Origin of the sequence: Actinoplanes subtropicus (assembly GCF_000721705.1) — a bacterium.
Taxonomy (GTDB): Bacteria; Actinomycetota; Actinomycetes; order Mycobacteriales; family Micromonosporaceae; genus Actinoplanes; species Actinoplanes subtropicus.
Genome location: NZ_JOJL01000013.1, coordinates 12,230 through 28,691, shown reverse-complemented (window position 1 = coordinate 28,691; position 16,462 = coordinate 12,230). Strand labels below are relative to the sequence as shown.

Below are 16,462 nucleotides of genomic sequence, written 5' to 3'. Positions count from 1 at the left end.
TTGGCAGTCAGGCGGGGAGAGGGGCCAGCCGCACCTTGAAGTGCCGCAGAAGGGGCGGCGTCGACACGATGCGGTAGCCGCGGACCCGCTCCGGCTCCTTGGCTATGGCGGCCAGCGTGTCCGCCACGTACGCGAAATGCTCCTCGGTATAGACGCGGCGGGGGATCGCCAGCCGGACCAGCTCGAACGGTGCCGGTGTGACCAGGCGGTGCTGGTCGTCGAGGGTGCCCAGGTAGAGCGAACCCAACTCGGCGCAACGGATGCCGCCCGAGAGATAGAGCGCGCAGCCCAGCGAGTGCCCCGGAAACTCGCCCGGCGTCAGGTGCGGCAACAGGCGCCCCGCATTCAGGTAGAGCGCGTGGATGCCGGCCGGCTGCACCGTGTCCACGCCGGCGTCGTTGATCATGCGGGCCAGGCGGGCGGTCGAGGCGGCGCGGGACGCCAGGTACTCCGGCTCCACCACCTCGCGCAGACCCTGGGCGAGTCGTTCCAGGTCGTGCCCGGCGAGGCCGCCGTACGTGGAGAAGCCCTCGGTCGCGATCAGATTGGCCTCGCAGCGGGCGAACAGGTCGTCGTCGCGCAGCCCGATCAGGCCGCCGATCGCGGACAGCCCGTCCTTCTTCAGGCTGATCACGCAGCCGTCGGCCAGCCCGAAGGCCCGGGTGGCGATCCGCCGCGGCGTCCAGTCCGCGTAGCCGGGCTCCCGGGAACGGACCAGCCAGGCGTTCTCCGCGAAGCGCGCCCCGTCGAGGAAGAACGGCACGCCGAAGCGCCGGCACAGCGCCGCGACCGCCTCGAGGTTGGCCATCGACACCGGCTGCGCGCCGAGCCCGTTGTTGGTGATGGTCATCAGGACCACGCCGACGCGTGGGCCCTCGGGACCGGCCAGGGTGCTCTCCAGCGCGGCCAGGTCGATGTTGCCCTTGAACGGGAAGTCGGAGTCGAAGTCCAGGGCCTCGGGGCAGGGCAGGTCGCGGGCCTCCGCGCCGGCGAGCTCCACATTCGCGTGCGTGGTGTCGAAATGTGTGTTGCTGACACAGATCTGGCCCGGTTTCAGCAGGGTGGAGAAGAGAATCCGCTCGCCCGCGCGGCCCTGGTGCACCGGCAGCAGGTGCGGGTACCCGGTGAGGTCGGCGGCCTCGTCGCGGAACCGGAACCAGGAGCGGGCGCCGGCGTACGACTCGTCGCCGACCGCGGCGGCCGCCTCCTGCGCGGCCGAGGTCGCCCCGGTGCCGGAGTCGGAGAGCAGGTCGATGGTGATCTGGTCGGCCCGTAGGTTGAACGGGTTGTGCCCGGCCTCGTCGAGCGCCCGGGCCCGCTCCGGTGCGGAGAGGAACGGAATCGGCTCGACCACCTTGATGCGGTACGGCGGGGGAAGTCGGCGGGGATCGGACACGGCGGCCTCCTGAGGCTCAAGCGGCGAGGTGGGTGGGTGCGGCGACGCCGTACGCCTCGGTCGAAAAATAAACGGTGAGCCCGGGCCGGGGCCGTCCGAGCCGGAGCGCGACGTGCGCGATGAGCCCGACGCCCTGGTCGAGCGGGCGCTGGGCCACGGCGTCGATGGCCCGGTCGAGCAGGGTGTGGTCGAGCTCGTAGCAGTTCATCAGCTCGAGCACCCGCTCGCGCGCCTCGCGGTCGTCGCCGACGTAGCTGCGGATGGGGACGTAGACGCTGTAGCCGGTCGGCCGGGTGACGCCCTCGGTGAGGGTGTAGCTGCTGACCAGCGGCCGCGCCGTGAACAGGCCGACCCGCCCGGCGAGCGCGCAGAACTCGGCGACCTCGGCGGCGTGGATCTCGTCGACCACCGCGGCGGCGCGCGCGGCGTCCCGGGGGTGGACGTCGTGGTGCGAGATGTAGAGCTTGACCCGGGACTGCGGGCCGTCGTGCAGGTCGAGGGCGAAGAAGCTGAGCCGGTCGAGCCGGCCGAGTTCGCCGGGGCGCACGGCGCGGTCGAGCATCGTCCGGTACGAGGCGGCCAGGCCGAGCCGGCCCAGTGCCTCGGCGACCAGGCTGGGCGAGCGGCTCACTCCCTGCGCCTCGGGATTGAAGTAGACCTTGAACTCGGGGTGGCGCCCGCTGCGGAAGACCAGCGAGCACCACAGCGCGAAGACGGCGTCCGGGGACGCGGACGCGAACAGGTCGCGGACCGCGTCCAGCCGGTCGGTGCGAAGACCGTGCCTTGCGGTCTGCCGGTCGAGGAAGTCGTACGCGGCGGCCATGTTGGCGTGCACGCCGGGCGCGGCGTCCACCACCTCGGCCAGGATGCGCAGCGAGGGCGGCTCGGTCCGGTTCCAGGCCACCGAGAACTCGACCGGGGAATTGTCGTCGGCCACGTCGGACGGCCAGGCCGGCGGTTTCGACAATGGGCGGGATCCGTGCGGACCGAGCAGATCCGTCAACAGTTCGGCCGGAGTGGCCGGATTCATTCCGAGAGCGTGGCAGAGGCGGCCCAATTGGCCGCCGATATGTTCCTGGACAGAGACGGCCTGCATTCTTGACCCCTGTTTCTTTTCCGGCTGCCGCCGATCGTCCGGGGCGGGACTCGCGGTGTCCCTCGGATGATCAGCCGCATCACGAATCGTGATCGAGTAACTACTCTTTGTCGAGTGAGACATCGATCACACCGTCGCCAGGGTTCAAAGATCGACACTTTCCGATGTCGCGTTGCCGGTATATATACGATAAATAGGTCACGACGACTACGGGGAGTCGCGGGAGACCGTACCCCAGACGTGAGGTTTTCTCACCATAAGCACGGAGGGTGCGATCGACCGATATGGACCTATCGGACCATTCACGCCTCTGGCGCCGCGCCGGAATGCCGTCTAATCTTCGGGCAGCCCCCTATTCCGCAAGGCGGTAGCGCAATGGAACACGTCATTCTGCTCGACGAGTCGGGAAACGCGCTGGGACATCAGGACAAACGCACGGTGCACACCGCGTCGACCCCGCTGCACCTGGCTTTCTCCTGCTACATATTCAATGCCGAAAACCAGGTTCTGGTGACCCGCCGCTCGCTGCGCAAGCTGACCTGGCCGGGCGTCTGGACGAACAGCGTGTGCGGCCATCCGCAGGAGTCCGAGCCGATGGTGGCCGCAGTCAGCCGCCGCGCGGCGTACGAGCTGGGCCTCGCCCTCGACGAGGTGCGGCTGCTGCTGCCCGGCTTCCGCTACCGCGCCGAGTGGGGCGGCGTGGTGGAGAACGAGATGTGCCCGGTCTTCACCGCGTCGGTGAGCGCCGAACCCCGCCCCCACCCCGACGAGGTCGACGCGTTTCGCTGGATGTCCTGGCCCGACTTCCTCGCCGAGGCGACCGCCGAGGGGTCGCTCTACTCGCCGTGGTCCCGCATGCAGGTCACCCTGCTGGCCGCACTCGGGCCGGACCCCCGCGCCTGGCCGTCCGCGCCGTCCGCGGCGCTACCCCCAGCAGCGCACACGCTCGTTCACTGAACCCTGCTGGTTTCCCGCGCCGCCCGCCGGCTGAGCCGGCGCAAGCGGCGCTCGACCACGTGATCGACGTGCAGCGCTATCCAGCCGCACACTGCGGCCAGCGGCAACTCGATGAAGATCGCGGAGAGGATCGCCGCCGGCCGGTCGGCGCGGTTCGAGATGCCCACGTCGAACCAGGCGTCCAGCACGAGCATCGTCGCGGTGATCGTGGCCAGCAGTCCGACGGACCGGTTGCCCCGCCAGGCGAGGTAGGCGGTCGCGAGCAGCACCACGATCAGCATGATGTCGAACCCGACCCAGGTGAGCCGGTAGTGATGGGTGCTCTCGCGCGACGGGAGGGTCATCGCGAGATACACGGTCCACGGCACGGCGGCCGCCCCGAGAACCGCGAAGACCGGTGCCACCCAGCGCGGCGAGGTCAGCCGCCGGCCGGGATCGTTCAGCGTGCCCACCGATCAAGCATGCCACCCGCGGTCGCGGCCCACGAGGCGAGCAGGGTCAGCGCGTGCGCGGTGGGGGAGTCCGGCTCGGCCGCGTAAATAGTCATCTTGAGGCCGGGCTCGGCAACCAGATCCATCGTTTCGTACGCGAGTTCCAGGTCACCGACCACATGGTGGCGGAAATGCTTGACGCCCGTGCCGTGGATGCGCACGTTGTGCGACCCCCAGCGGCGCCGGAAGTCGTCGCTGCGGGTGGACAGCTCGCCGACCAGGTCGTGCAGGCCCTTGTCGTGCGGGTCGATGCCGGCCGCCGTCCGCAGGTTCGCCACGGTCATGTCGGCGAACAGGTTCCAGTCCGGGTAGAACCGGTGCGCCGCGCTGTCCAGGAACGTGAAGCGGGCGAAGTTCGGCGGGGTGGCCGGGTCGGCGTACAGGTCGTTGTGCATCGCACGGCCGAGGTGGTTGGTGGCCAGCAGGTCGGAGCGGTGGTTGACGACGATCGCCGGCGCGGTGATGGTGTCGAGCGACCACTGCAGGCTCGGCCGGACGGTCCACTGCTTCGGCCGGCGGCTCGGGCGCAACAGGGCGCTGCTGCCGTTCGCCTCCTGCGCCAGGCGCATCAGGTGGGCGCGCTCGGCGTCGTCGAGCCGCAGGGCGCGGGCGATCGCCTCGAGGACCCCGGCGGAGACCCCGGCCAGCTGGCCGCGCTCGAGCTTGGCGTAGTACTCCACGCTCACCCCGGCCAGCGTGGCGACCTCGCTGCGGCGCAGGCCGGGCACGCGCCGCGACCCGGCGGCCGGCACCCCGGCCAGCTCCGGCGAGATCTTGGCGCGGCGCGAGGTGAGGAACTCGTGCACTTCGGCGCGGTTGCTGTTCACGTCCTCGACCGTACGACGGGCCGCGCGGAACTGGGATGTACTGCCAGTACACCCCTCAACAGGAACTCCCTCCGGCGGTTCCGAAGCGGTTGGCTGGGAACTGTCACTGGACGGCGAAGACCAAGGAGAAAACATGCGCGGCGTGGTCATGCACGCTCCCGGCGACGTCCGGGTGGAGAACCGGGACGACCCCCGGATCGAGCAGCCGACCGACGCGGTCATCCGGGTGTCGGCCGCCTGCGTGTGCGGGTCCGACCTGTGGCCGTACCGGGGCGTCGACAAGGTCGAGGGGCCGAGCCCGATGGGCCACGAGTACGTGGGCGTCGTCGAGGAGGTCGGCAGCGAGGTCACCGGGCTGCGGCCGGGCCAGTTCGTGGTCGGCTCGTTCTGGGCCACGGACAACACCTGCGAGCTGTGCCGGGCCGGCTACCAGAGCGCGTGCGTGCACCGGGTGCCGATGGGCGCGCTCGGCGCGCAGGCGGAGTACCTGCGGGTGCCGCTGGCCGACGGCACCCTGGTGGCCGCGCCGGAGCTGCCCCCGGCCGAGCTGATCCCGGGCTACCTGGCCGCCTCCGACGTGCTGGGCACCGGCTGGTTCGCCGCGGTCGCGGCCGAGGCCGGTCCCGGCCGGACCGTCGCGGTCGTCGGCGACGGGGCCGTCGGGCTGCTGGCCGTGCTGGCGGCCAAGCAGCTGGGCGCGGAGCGGATCATCGCGATGAGCCGGCACGAGTCGCGGCAGAGGCTGGCCCGCGAGTTCGGCGCGACGGATGTCGTGACCGAGCGCGGCGACGAGGGCATCGCCCGGATCAGGGAGCTCACCGGCGGGCTCGGCGCGCACTCGGTGGTCGAGGCGGTCGGCACCCAGGAGTCGATGATGCAGGCGATCCATTCGGCCCGGCCGGGCGGGAGCGTCGGCTTCGTCGGCGTCACCCACGACGTGAGCCTGCCGGGGATGGACCTGTTCTGGTCGCTGGTGCGCCTGCAGGGCGGTCCGGCGCCGGTACGCCGATTCCTGCCCCACCTGATGGAACTGATCGCCGCCCGTACGATCGAGCCGGGTAAAGTCTTTGATCTTGAACTGCCGCTGGAGCGGGCAGCTGACGGCTACCGGGCGATGGACGAGCGGCGCGCGGTCAAGGCGCTGCTGCGCCCGTAGCCGAAGTCCGTAACGAACCAGGGAGGACATCATCCGCACCGTCAACGCGATCGCCGCGACCTCGGCCACCGACCCGCTCGTCCGTACCACGATCGAGCGGCGGGACCTGGGCCCGCGCGACGTTCTCATCGAGATCCGGTACGCCGGAATCTGTCACTCCGACATCCATACCGTACGCGGGGAGTGGGGCGAGATCGCCTACCCGCAGACCGTCGGCCACGAGATCGTCGGGTCGGTGGCCGAGATCGGCGCCGAGGTCACCAGGCACGCCGTGGGCGACCGGGTCGGCGTCGGCTGCATGGTCAACTCGTGCCGCGAGTGCGAGAACTGCCGGGCCGGCCAGGAGCAGTACTGCCTCAACGGCAACACCGGCACCTACACGAGCGTCGACCGCGACGGCACCATCACGCAGGGCGGTTACTCGACGCACATCGTCGTCGACGAGGACTTCGTGCTGCGGGTGTCCGAGGCTATCCCGTACGAGAAGGCGGCGCCCCTGCTGTGCGCCGGCATCACCACGTACTCCCCGCTGGCGCACTGGAACGCCGGGCCCGGCAAGAAGGTCGCCGTGGTCGGCATGGGCGGTCTCGGGCACATGGCCGTCAAGATCGCCGCGGCGATGGGCGCCGAGGTGACCGTCCTGTCGCAGACGCTGAGCAAGAAAGACGACGGTCTGGCCTTTGGCGGCGGGGATTACCACGCCACCAGCGACCCGGCCACCTTCGAGGCGCTCCGGAACACCTTCGACCTGATCATCAACACGGTCAGCGCCCCGATCGACATGGCCGCCCACCTGGGCCTGCTGCGCCTGGACGGCACCCTGGTCAGCGTCGGCGCGCCGCCGGAGCCGCTGCCCGTGCCGGTCTTCGCGCTGTTCGGCAACCGGCGCTCGTTCGCCGGCTCCGGCATCGGCGGCATCGCCGAGACCCAGGAGATGCTCGACTTCTGCGCCGAGCGCGGGATCGCCCCGGAGGTCGAGGTGATCGGCGCCGACCAGGTCAACGAGGCGTACGAGCGGGTGCTGCGCTCCGACGTGCGGTACCGCTTCGTCATCGACATCGACACGCTGCGCTGAGACACCCGGCGCCGCGCTGAGTTTGCGGAGCCGGGCCCCCGTGCCCGGCGGTCGCGCGACTCAGCACTGCTTCCACTGGAAGTTGACGATGGTGTAGACCTCCCCGTCGGAGGTCCGCATCGAGATGTAGCTCTTCGCCGTCGAGGTGCCGCCGTCCACCCGCAGCTCCGTGTTGATGTTGAGGCTGCGGGTGGCGCCGCACGGGGCGTAGACCAGCTCGGCGGCCGCCGTGATGTCGGTCGCCCGCCAGGTGCCGTCGAGCGGGCCGCCGAACCAGTGGTCGGCGTAGCTGTTGTTCGACGAGCCCTGGAAGTAGTAGTTGGACCGCTCCAGCGCGGTGGCCCCCGGCTCCAGGTGGGCGCGGCCGGTGTAGTCGGCGCGGGCGATCGCGAAGGTGAACCCCTGCGGGATGTGCACGAGCAGGTTCACCTGGCAGTTCTTGCGGATGGCGGTGGGGTCGGCGTTGCCGCCGTCCTCGGCCCGGAAATCCGTGTATTTGATACGGAAGCCGGTGTTGTCGGGCAGCATTGCGACGCTCGCCGTGCCGGCCGGGCAGCCGGAGCCGTTGACCGTCTGCACGTCGAGGGTGACCTGCCCGGCCGGGGGCGCCGAGGCCTCGTCGGCCCGCGAGACGCCGGGCACGGCGAGGACGGCGAGCGCGCCGGCGGACGCGAGGGCCCATCTGAGCCTGATGCTCATCGGAATTCCTTCCTGCTTGACGTGGTGGAAGCATATTGATCGACATCAATGTCCGACCAGAATGCTAGCCACGTCCGCGGCGCCTCAGCAAGATGCCGAATTTGATCAATTTGACCGGCAAACTGTCTGACGGATGGCAAGGAAACTCATACATTGACGTCCATCAATGGAATAAATAGCCTGGCGGCATCGTAGGGCCTACCGCGGGCCTTATCTGGAAGGAGTCCAAATGCGCAAAGCCTGGCTCATCTGCTGCGCCCTGATCGGGGTGCTGGCATCGACGATGGTGGCCGCGCCGGTATCCGCCACCGGGTTCATGGACCTCCCCGTGCCACCGCCCACCGACCGGATCGTCATCGACGTGGTGACGGTCAACGGCACCGGTTGCCCGCCCGGCAGCGCCGCCGTGGCGGTCTCGCCGGACAACACGGCCTTCACGGTCACCTACTCCGCCTACACCGCCCTGGTCGGGGTGGGCGCCACGGCGACCGACTGGCGGAAGAACTGCCAGCTCAACATCGTCGTCCACGTGCCGCAGGGCTTCACCTACGCGATCAGCAAGGTGGACTACCGCGGCTTCGCATCGCTCGTGGGGGGAGCGAGCGCTCTCGAGCGGGCCAACTACTACTTCCAAGGCCAATCGCAGACCGCGTACGTCAGCCACACGTTCGCCGGGCCGTACGGCGACGACTGGCAGAGCTCCGACGAGGTGCCGGTCGCCGCGCTGATCTGGGCGCCGTGCGGCGCGCTGCGCAATCTCAACATCAACACGGAACTGCGGGCGATGGCGGGGACCTCGGACACCGCGCACACGACGAGCTTCATTTCGATGGACTCGACCGACGGCGCGATCAACACCGTGTACCACTTCCAGTGGGCGCAGTGCCCGCACTGATCCCGATGCATTTCACATACCGCTAGAACGGCACCTCGAACTGTCGCGCCGGCCGGGAAAACCGACCGGCGCGACGCCCGGTTTCAGTGCCGCGTCAGCGTCGTTCCAGCGGGGGCTGTCACGCTGACTCAAGCACTCCCGGCCGGCGATCCGGGAACGAGCGCACCGCGCCGGCCGGGAGGGGCCATCGGCGTCGCCGTCGGCGAGACCGTCTCGCCGAGCCGGGCGTCTCAAGGTGAGACGCCCGGCGCGGGCGCCGCGGGATGTCATGGCGGCATGGAACTCGCTGCGACGGTTGCCTGGTTCGGCGCGCTCGGGCTGGTCCTGGCCGGGCTCAACGTCATCGCGCTCAAGGTGGTACGGCCGGACGACGTGCCGGGCCACGTACGGGTGCGGATCCGCTGGTGGACGGCGCACAACCCGGCCTTCCTGGCGGGCAGCGCGGTGCTCGGCGCGGCCGGGCTCGCCTGGCTGGTCATAGTTTGACGATCAGGTACGCGTTCAGCCCGATGATCAGACCGGCCACCGCCGACGCCGCGAAGGTGGTCAGCGGGTGGTTCACGAACACTCCCATGACGTCCCGCCGCCGGGTCACCATGATGAGCGGGACCAGGGCGAACGGGATCCCGAACGACAGCACCACCTGGGAGATCACCAGGCTGTCGGTGGGCGGGAGGCCGAGGGCCAGCACGGTCAGCGCCGGCGCCATCGTCACCGCCCGGCGGGCGAACAGCGGGATCCGCCGCCGGATGAAGCCCTGCATCACGATCTGCCCGGCGTAGGTGCCCACCGAGGACGACGACAACCCGGACGCCAGCAGCGCCACCGCGAAGGCCAGCGCCGCGCCCCCGCCGACCAGCCGGCCCAGGCCGTCGTGCGCCGACCGGATCGCGTCGTCGGCCGCGAAGCCTCCCGAGCGGTGGAACAGGGACGCGGCCACCAGCAGCATGGCCAGGTTGATCAGGCCGGCCGTGCCGAGCCCGATCAGCACGTCGAGCCGCTGGAAGCGCAGCAACTCCCGCCGCTCCCCGTCGTCCCGGCAGGCCACCCGCGACTTGGTCAGCGCGGAGTGCAGGTAGACCACGTGCGGCATCACGGTCGCCCCGATGATGCCGCAGACCAGCAGCAGGCTGTCGCGGCCCGCCGGCCGCGGCGCGAGGCCGGCCGCGGCGCCGGCCGGATCGGCGCGGACCACGATCAGGTCGTACAGGAAGCCGAGCAGGACGACGCCCAGCAGCCCGGCGATCGCCAGTTCGAAGCGGCGGTAGCCGCGCTGTTCGAGGGCCAGGATGCCGAACGCGACCACCGCCGTGAGCAGGCCGGCCGGGAACAGCGGCACGTGGAACAGCAGGTAGAGACCCACCGCCGCGCCCAGGAACTCGGCCAGGTCGGTGGCCATCGCGATGATCTCGGCCTGCAGCCAGAGGCCGCGGGAGACCGGGCGCGGCAAGTGCTCGCGGCACAGCTCGGGCAGGTCCCGGCCGGTCGCCACGCCGGCCTTCGCGGACAGGTACTGGACCAGCATCGCGGTGAGGTTGGCGACGACGATGACCCAGACCAGGGTGTAGCCGAACTTCGCGCCCGCGGTGAAGTTGGTGGCGAAGTTGCCCGGGTCCACATAGGCGACGGAGGCGACGAAGGCCGGGCCGAGCAGGGCGACCGAGCCCCGCAGCCGCCCCCGGGCCCGGATCTCCCGGAAGACGGGGATCTCCTGGAGGACGGGCTCGGGGGCTACCGCCGTGCTCATCCGACGGACGGGCCGAGGCCGAGCGACTGCGGCGTGCTGGAGTCCGGCGACGGCTGCCGCAGGCCCTCGTCCAGCTCGCCGATCTCGGTCATCAGGGCGGGGCTGCCACCCCAGGGCGTCTGCTCCTCGGCGACCAGGGTGTTGGTGGTGAGCAGCAGGCCGGCGACCGACGCGCCGTTCTCCAGCGCCGAGCGGGCGACCCGCAGCGGGTCCACGATGCCCATGTCGATCATGTTGCCGTAGCGGCCCTGCAGCGCGTCGAATCCCTCGTCCTGGCCGAGCTGGGTGACCCGGGTGACGACCTCCTGGCCGGAGAAGCCGGCGTTGGTGGCGATCAGGAATGTGGGCTCCGGCAGCGCCCGCCGGACGATGTCCACACCTATGGCGTAGTCCTCATCCTTGACCTCCAGGTGGTCGAGCGCGTCGGCGGCGTGCAGCAGGGCGGCGCCGCCGCCGGCCACGATCCCCTCGGCCATCGCCGCGCGGGTGGCCGAGAGCGCGTCCTCGACCCGGTGCTGCAGTTCCTTGAGCTCGGCCGGGGTCGGGGCACCTACCCGGATCACGGCGACCTTGCCGGAGAGCGCGCCGATCCGTTCGGTCAGGACGTCCTCGTCCGCGCCGAAGGTCGCCCGCTCGAGCTCGGCGCGCAGCTGGGTGACCCGGAACTCCACCGCGGTCGGGGAGCCGCCGCCCCCGATGATCGCGGTGCGCTCGGCGTTGACGCGTACCTGGTCGGCCCGGCCGAGCTGGTCGAGCGTCATGGTCTCGAGCGTGAAGCCGGAGTGCCGGCTGAAGACGGCCCCGCCGGTGATCGCCGCCAGGTCCTCGAGCTTGTGCAGCCGGCGGTCGCCGAATCCGGGTGCCCGCACGGCGACACACTGGAAGATGCCGTTCACATGGTTGTGGGTGAGCATGGACAGGGCGGTGCCCTCGACGGTCTCGGCCACGATGATCAGCGGCCGCGGCGCTCGCATGATCTTGTCGAGCAGCGGCATGAGCTGCTGCACCTTGGTGATCTTCTCGCTGCACAGCAGGATGTACGGATCGTCGACGACCGCCTCGAGCCGGGCCGGGTCGGTGACCATGTAGGGCGACAGGTACCCGTTGTCGAACTCGAATCCCTCCACGAAGTCGACGGTCAGCCCGTTGTGCGCCGTCTCCTCCACCGTCACGATGCCGCCGTCGCCGACGGTGTGCAGAGCCTTGGCGATCGTCGCGCCGACCGTGTCGTCGTCATTGGCCGAGATGGCCGCCACCCGGGCGAGCTCCTGCTCGCTGGTCACCTCGCGGGCCACCACCTGGAGGCGCTCCACCAGGCGGTCCACCGCCAGGTCGACGCCACGTTTGACGAGGACGGGGTTGGCGCCCGTCCCGATGGCCGACATCCCCTCCCGGATGATCGCCTGGGCCAGCACCGTGGCGGTCGTGGTGCCGTCGCCGACGACGTCGTTGGTCTTGATCGCCGCCTCCTTGACCAGCTGCGCGCCCATGTTCTCGAACTGGTTCTTGAGGTGGATCTCGCGCGCGATCGTGACGCCGTCGTTGGTGACCACGGGCGAGCCGGTGATCTTCTCGAGGATGACGTTGCGGCCTTTCGGGCCCAGCGTCGACTTGACCGCCTCGGCCAGCTTGTCGACTCCGGTCTGTAGCAGGGTGCGCGCGTCCGCGCCGAATCGAAGTTCCTTGGCCATTTGCGGTCGTCTCCTTAGGGAAGGGCACCTTCGCCCTGGCCGTCGGTGGGGTAGCGGTGCCGCAGCATGCCGCGGCAGATGCCCGTGTTCGCGTCGAGGCTCGTGCGGGTGAGCCGGGCCTTGCGCAGGTGCAGGGGCACCGCGTCGGCGCCGATCGGGGCGCCGGTCTTCGGGTCGATCAGCAGGGGAGCGTCGTCGCCGGCCGGGAGCCCGAGCTCGCGACGCCGGCGCCGCAGCCGGTCCAGTGCCTCCGATTCGGACAAATCACCCAGCCGGACCGCCGCCAGCTCCGCGGGCGGAAGATCCAGTGTCCGGCACACCTGATCGGTGCCGGCCATGACCGCTTTGCGCAGGAAATCCGCGCGCAGGCTGTCGAGCTCGTCGACCGCCTCGCCCTCGAACGACCGGACAAAACCGGCGCGGGCCGCAACCCCTTCGTTGATGGCATCGGAGGCGAAGTGATCATCGAGGATCACGGTGGTGTGCCGCACGCCGTCGAGAGTGGACACCGCGTCAAACGCGTCGGCGACCATCAGATAGGCGAAGTTCGGCGCGCAGAAATAGGTCGGCAGCCGCAGGTGCACCTCGGCCGTGCCGCCCGCGTCCACCGACGCGGACGCCACGAAGCCGAGCGTGGTGATCGGCTCGTCCAGCTCGGGGTCGCGCACCCGGGCCAGCGCGGCCAGGATGCGCGACCCCACAAGGGCGCTGGTCATGCCGGCGACGCCGCCGGCGACTCCGAGCTGACGCCGACCGCGTCGTCCCGGGCCGCCGGTGCCCCCTCGCCCGCGCCGAGCTGATACTCCTCGGGCACGTCGATGCCGTACAACTTCGCGGCATTGAGCCCGAGGATCTTCTTCTTGGTCGCCGTGTTCACGCGCGGGTAGTCGTCGAACTCACTCCCCGGGTAGTCCCAGTCGACGAAGCCCTCGATCTGCCACTTCGGCTCCCAGATGCCGTAGTCGCTGCCGAACGTCATCTTGTCCTCGCCGACCCAGAACAGCAGCTCGCCCATCACCTTGGCGAAGAACCGCGGACGGGCGTGCATCAGGCCCCCGATGACCACGGACAGCCCGGCGTACACGTTGGGCTCCTGCGTCGCCATGAAGCAGAAGTCCTCGATCCGGGGCAGCCCGACGTGCTCGACGATGAAGTTCAGCGCCGGGAAGTCGGTCGCGGCGTGGTCCACGTCGGAGACGTCGAACGCGTCCTTGTCCAGCGGCCAGATCGTCGGGCCCTTGTGCACGTGGATGTTCTTGATGCCGAGTTCCTGGCACTTCTCCAGATACCGGTACGCGGCCGGGTCCTTGAGCGTCCAGCCGCGCGAGCCGTTGTTCCACTCCGCGGTGTAGAGCTTCACGCCGATGCTGCCGAACCGGTCGACGTTCTCGGCGAGCTTCTTCAGCCCGTCGTCGCCGTCGCGTGGGTCCCACCGGGTGTTCGCGATGAACTTGCCGGGGTGCTTGGCGCCGAGCGCGGCGTTGCGCTCGGTGGTGTTGAAGCCCTCCCGGTACCACTCGGTCAGGTACGTCGGCTGGAAGATCGCGACGTCCACGTACCCGTCCTCGAAGACGTCCTTCATCAGGTCGTCCTCGGTGTAGGCCATGAACTTCCCGATCGGCCAGTGCGTCTCGGCCGGGCCGAGGCCCTGGTAGGCGTGGAAGCACTCGATCCAGCCCTTGGCGTACTGCTCGGCGCCCGGCACCCAGTTGGACGGCGCCGCGTTCCAGTAGTGCATGTGGCTGTCGACGATGAAGTACTTCTCGCCGTCCTTCTCGTACAAGGCGCTACCTCCCTTTTCGGTTTCTTGGGCTTGATCTATGCCGACCGGAGGTCCAGGCATCTACTGAGGCCCAGCCTGCAGGTCGAAGCCGATGAACTCGGCCGCGTCCTCCGGGTTGGCGAACATGATCGTGCGGTCGTCCTCGTGGATCATGCGGCCGTAGTGGGTGGACATGTTCTCCTCGAACTGGGCCGCGTCGAAGTAGCCGGCCTCCTCGCCGAGCGCCTCGGCGACCTCGTCGTAGACGACGTCCATCCGGCCGGTCGCGTCCACCCGGATCATCGAGGGCAGGGGAGTGACCCGTACGTTCGGCTTGTCCGCCATCACCTCGGCCACCACCACCCCGACCTGGTTGTTCATCAGCGTGAAGCCGCACATGTTGGACGCCGTGTTGTCCGACTTGAAGGGGCTTTCCGCCACCTTGAACTGCGTCTTGAACTGCGTCATCGGTCCAGCTCCTTGGGGAGTTCCAGGCCCAGGTCCTCGACGATGCCGGCGAACCGGCTCTTCACCCGGTCGAGCGCATCCTCGAAGCGGATCGGCTTGCTGTCCGGCTGCGACCACAGCGGCTGCAGCGCCCGGGCGGCGGGCATGGTCAGCCCGACCCAGTTGGCCAGCCAGCCGTTTAGGATCCGGTTGTTGTGCTCGGCGAACTCGCGGTCGTTGGCGAGCAGGTCGAACATCGCCGCGGTGTAGCGCAGGTCCCGCTCGGAGAAGTCGAACTCCTCGGCGCCGACGATCGTCGGGGTGACGAAGTCGCCGTTGCGCGGCGCCGCCTGCATCACCAGCTGGCTGCGGAACAGCTCGCCGACCAGCGGCTGGAAGACGATGTTCGCCGCGAAGACCGCCTCGGCCCAGTCGTCGATCGCGGTGAGCCGCTCGGCCACCTCGCGCACGCCCTGCCAGGACGGGTCGGAGTTCCACGTCTCCAGGTGCGCGGCGCCGAAGAAGCCCTCGATCTCCTCGTCCAGCGTGAGCTGGTAGAGCGCCAGGTCCTGGGCGGCCCGGATCAGGTGCATGCTGTTCACCGCCATCGCGGTGTTGTGCATGTTGGTCGGCCCGCGGCGGTTGGCGTTGGCGAACAGATACAGGCCAAGGCCGTGGTCGACGTGCATCCACGCGCCGACGTGCTGCTGGACGAAGCGCACCCAGTTCGGGTTCCACTGCTCGAACGCCTTCGCCTGCTTGGCCGCGTCCACATTCGCGTTGACCTGCCGCACCACGTTGGCGTTGTAGCGGTAGAGCGACAGCTCCCACTCCTCGTTCGGGTCGCGGAACTCGTGCCAGCCGTGTGCCGGCCATTCATATCCCTGTCCGCCGGACCCCGGGCTGCGCGACGGCACGGGACGGTTGCTGCCCCACGCCTTGAGCGCCGTCCACTCCAGGGGATAGCCGCCCCGGCCGTCGGCGAACCCGTACAGCCAGCCCTGGGCGAGGTAGTGCCGCGGGTCCGGCTGGACCTCGACCGTCACGTCCTCGTAGTGGGTCTGCTTGCGCTTCTGCGGGACGTAGTAGTTGAACCGGCGCGCCGACGAGTCCGGGAACTCCTTCGCGCCGGCCTCGGCGTCGGTGAAGACGGGCTTGGGAACGCTACGTTCCGTCGCGGTCGTCATCAGTCCTCCCCACCTGTGGTCGTGAACTTGTCGTAGTAGATGTGCTTCTCGGGAGCGCCGAGCGAGGCCAGCAGCGGCATGGCCGCCTCGACCATCGGCGGCGGCCCGCAAAGGTAGGCGTGCGCGCGGCTCAGGTCGGCCTCGTAGCGTTTGAGCACGTCGGTGACGAACCCGACCTCGCCGTCCCACGCCTCGCCCGCGACCGGCTCGGACAGCGCCGGCACGAACTGGAAGTCCGGGAGCTTCTCCTTGAGCGCCTCGATCTCGGCGACAAAACAAAGGTCTTTTGCCGTACGGGCGCCGTAGTAGAACACTGCTTTGCGGTCTATTCCGCGCTCGGCCATCGACCGCAGCAGCGCGAGGATCGGGGCCAGGCCGGCCCCGCCGCCGACGAAGACCAGATCCCGGTCGGGGGCGTCGCGCAGCGTGAACACCCCGAACGGCCCGGTCAGATCGAGCCGGTCGCCGACTCGCAGCTTCTTGTCGAGGAACGCGGAGAAGAGTCCGTCCGGATAGACCTTGATGATGAACTCGAGCTGGTTCTTGGCAGTGCTCGCCATCGAGAAGGAGCGGCTGACCTCCGTACCCGGGATCCTGATGTCCATGTACTGGCCCGGGAAAAAGGTGACCTCGACCGGCTCGATCAGCTTGAGCACCAGGTGCCGGAGGTCGTGGGTCACCGGGGTGATCGACACGACCTCCGCCACCGCGGTCACGATGGGCAGCCCGGAGCGGATCATCTCCTCGTCGAAGTTGAGCAGCTCGATCGTCACGTCCTCGTACACGTGCGCCCGGCACAGGAGCGTGAAGCCCTCCTCCTTCTCGTAGTCGGGCAGCGCGAACGTGGAGTAGCGGTCGAGCTCGATGTCGTCACCGTCCAGGACGAACGACTTGCAGGCCGCGCACTGGCCCTCCTTGCACCCGTGCATGAGCATCAGCCCCTGCTCGGACGCGGAGCGCAGCACGGTCTGCTCCTCGTCGACCTCGATCTCGATGCCGACCGGCTCGAACCTCACCCGGTGCTTGTCGCCCATCG

At 69.6% G+C, this 16,462-nt stretch carries 17 protein-coding genes; 5 read left to right on the top strand and 12 right to left on the bottom strand.

All coding sequences use genetic code 11. From position 1 onward, the window contains the following. Positions 1 to 7: 7 nt before the first annotated feature. Together IH26_RS0118935 and IH26_RS0118930 are read right to left on the bottom strand one after the other, a co-directional pair. Positions 8 to 1,396, bottom strand: coding sequence for a tryptophanase (locus IH26_RS0118935; protein WP_030437543.1), 1,389 nt, complete (start codon positions 1,394 to 1,396; stop codon positions 8 to 10). Between the two features lie 16 nt (positions 1,397 to 1,412). After that, positions 1,413 to 2,426 carry a tryptophan dimethylallyltransferase family protein gene (locus IH26_RS0118930; protein ID WP_084598915.1) on the bottom strand — a complete coding sequence of 338 codons (1,014 nt, stop codon included), beginning with the start codon at positions 2,424 to 2,426 and terminating at the stop codon, positions 1,413 to 1,415. A gap of 441 nt (positions 2,427 to 2,867) precedes the next feature. Here IH26_RS0118930 and idi point away from each other — a divergent pair, with 441 nt between their 5' ends. Beyond that, a complete protein-coding gene (gene idi, locus IH26_RS0118925; protein WP_030437541.1) occupies positions 2,868 to 3,449 on the top strand; it encodes an isopentenyl-diphosphate Delta-isomerase in 582 nt (193 codons plus the stop codon). Here idi and IH26_RS55930 read toward each other — a convergent pair. Both IH26_RS55930 and IH26_RS0118915 read right to left on the bottom strand, forming a co-directional pair. Next, positions 3,443 to 3,901 (bottom strand): hypothetical protein, encoded by a 459-nt coding sequence (locus tag IH26_RS55930; RefSeq protein ID WP_051808276.1) that lies wholly within the window; start codon positions 3,899 to 3,901, stop codon positions 3,443 to 3,445. The two genes, idi and IH26_RS55930, sit on opposite strands and share 7 nt — an antisense overlap. Beyond that, positions 3,889 to 4,767, bottom strand: a complete 879-nt coding sequence (locus IH26_RS0118915) for a helix-turn-helix transcriptional regulator (protein WP_030437539.1) — start codon at positions 4,765 to 4,767, stop codon at positions 3,889 to 3,891. The genes IH26_RS55930 and IH26_RS0118915 overlap by 13 nt, the downstream gene beginning before the upstream one ends. Positions 4,768 to 4,900: 133 nt before the next feature. Here IH26_RS0118915 and IH26_RS0118910 point away from each other — a divergent pair, with 133 nt between their 5' ends. Then, entirely contained in the window at positions 4,901 to 5,923 is a 1,023-nt protein-coding gene (locus tag IH26_RS0118910; RefSeq protein ID WP_030437538.1) for a zinc-dependent alcohol dehydrogenase family protein, read from the top strand. A gap of 31 nt (positions 5,924 to 5,954) precedes the next feature. After that, positions 5,955 to 6,998 carry an NAD(P)-dependent alcohol dehydrogenase gene (locus tag IH26_RS0118905; RefSeq protein ID WP_030437537.1) on the top strand — a complete coding sequence of 348 codons (1,044 nt, stop codon included), beginning with the start codon at positions 5,955 to 5,957 and terminating at the stop codon, positions 6,996 to 6,998. Positions 6,999 to 7,058: 60 nt separating this feature from the next. Here IH26_RS0118905 and IH26_RS0118900 read toward each other — a convergent pair whose 3' ends face one another. Continuing rightward, complete coding sequence (locus IH26_RS0118900; RefSeq protein ID WP_030437536.1) at positions 7,059 to 7,697, bottom strand: DUF4360 domain-containing protein; 639 nt, start codon at positions 7,695 to 7,697, stop codon at positions 7,059 to 7,061. A 283-nt stretch (positions 7,698 to 7,980) separates the two neighbouring features. On the opposite strand from IH26_RS0118900, the gene IH26_RS0118895 reads away from it, so the two are divergent. Together IH26_RS0118895 and IH26_RS0118890 are read left to right on the top strand one after the other, a co-directional pair. Then, a complete protein-coding gene (locus IH26_RS0118895) occupies positions 7,981 to 8,592 on the top strand; it encodes a DUF4360 domain-containing protein (protein WP_157437279.1) in 612 nt (203 codons plus the stop codon). Positions 8,593 to 8,868: 276 nt separating this feature from the next. Then, positions 8,869 to 9,078 carry a hypothetical protein gene (locus tag IH26_RS0118890; RefSeq protein ID WP_030437534.1) on the top strand — a complete coding sequence of 70 codons (210 nt, stop codon included), beginning with the start codon at positions 8,869 to 8,871 and terminating at the stop codon, positions 9,076 to 9,078. Here IH26_RS0118890 and IH26_RS0118885 read toward each other — a convergent pair. The 7 genes from IH26_RS0118885 to IH26_RS0118855 are packed head-to-tail and all read right to left on the bottom strand — an operon-like array spanning position 9,068 to position 16,460. Beyond that, positions 9,068 to 10,339: an Nramp family divalent metal transporter gene (locus IH26_RS0118885; RefSeq protein ID WP_030437533.1), complete on the bottom strand. Its 1,272-nt coding sequence runs from the start codon at positions 10,337 to 10,339 to the stop codon at positions 9,068 to 9,070. The genes IH26_RS0118890 and IH26_RS0118885 overlap by 11 nt on opposite strands. After that, on the bottom strand, positions 10,336 to 12,030 hold the full coding sequence (groL, locus tag IH26_RS0118880) for a chaperonin GroEL (RefSeq protein ID WP_030437532.1): 1,695 nt from the start codon (positions 12,028 to 12,030) through the stop codon (positions 10,336 to 10,338). The genes IH26_RS0118885 and groL overlap by 4 nt, the downstream gene beginning before the upstream one ends. Before the next feature lie 14 nt (positions 12,031 to 12,044). Next, positions 12,045 to 12,746 carry an iron-sulfur cluster assembly protein gene (locus tag IH26_RS0118875; protein WP_030437531.1) on the bottom strand — a complete coding sequence of 234 codons (702 nt, stop codon included), beginning with the start codon at positions 12,744 to 12,746 and terminating at the stop codon, positions 12,045 to 12,047. Then, complete coding sequence (locus IH26_RS0118870) at positions 12,743 to 13,813, bottom strand: amidohydrolase family protein (RefSeq protein WP_030437530.1); 1,071 nt, start codon at positions 13,811 to 13,813, stop codon at positions 12,743 to 12,745. The genes IH26_RS0118875 and IH26_RS0118870 overlap by 4 nt, the downstream gene beginning before the upstream one ends. 60 nt (positions 13,814 to 13,873) lie before the next feature. Then, positions 13,874 to 14,260, bottom strand: a complete 387-nt coding sequence (gene mimD / locus IH26_RS0118865; protein ID WP_030437529.1) for a propane 2-monooxygenase effector subunit MimD — start codon at positions 14,258 to 14,260, stop codon at positions 13,874 to 13,876. Continuing rightward, a complete protein-coding gene (locus IH26_RS0118860) occupies positions 14,257 to 15,426 on the bottom strand; it encodes a ferritin family protein (protein ID WP_030437528.1) in 1,170 nt (389 codons plus the stop codon). The genes mimD and IH26_RS0118860 overlap by 4 nt, the downstream gene beginning before the upstream one ends. Continuing rightward, a complete protein-coding gene (locus IH26_RS0118855; protein ID WP_030437527.1) occupies positions 15,426 to 16,460 on the bottom strand; it encodes an FAD-binding oxidoreductase in 1,035 nt (344 codons plus the stop codon). The genes IH26_RS0118860 and IH26_RS0118855 overlap by 1 nt, the downstream gene beginning before the upstream one ends. Positions 16,461 to 16,462 lie beyond the last annotated feature (2 nt).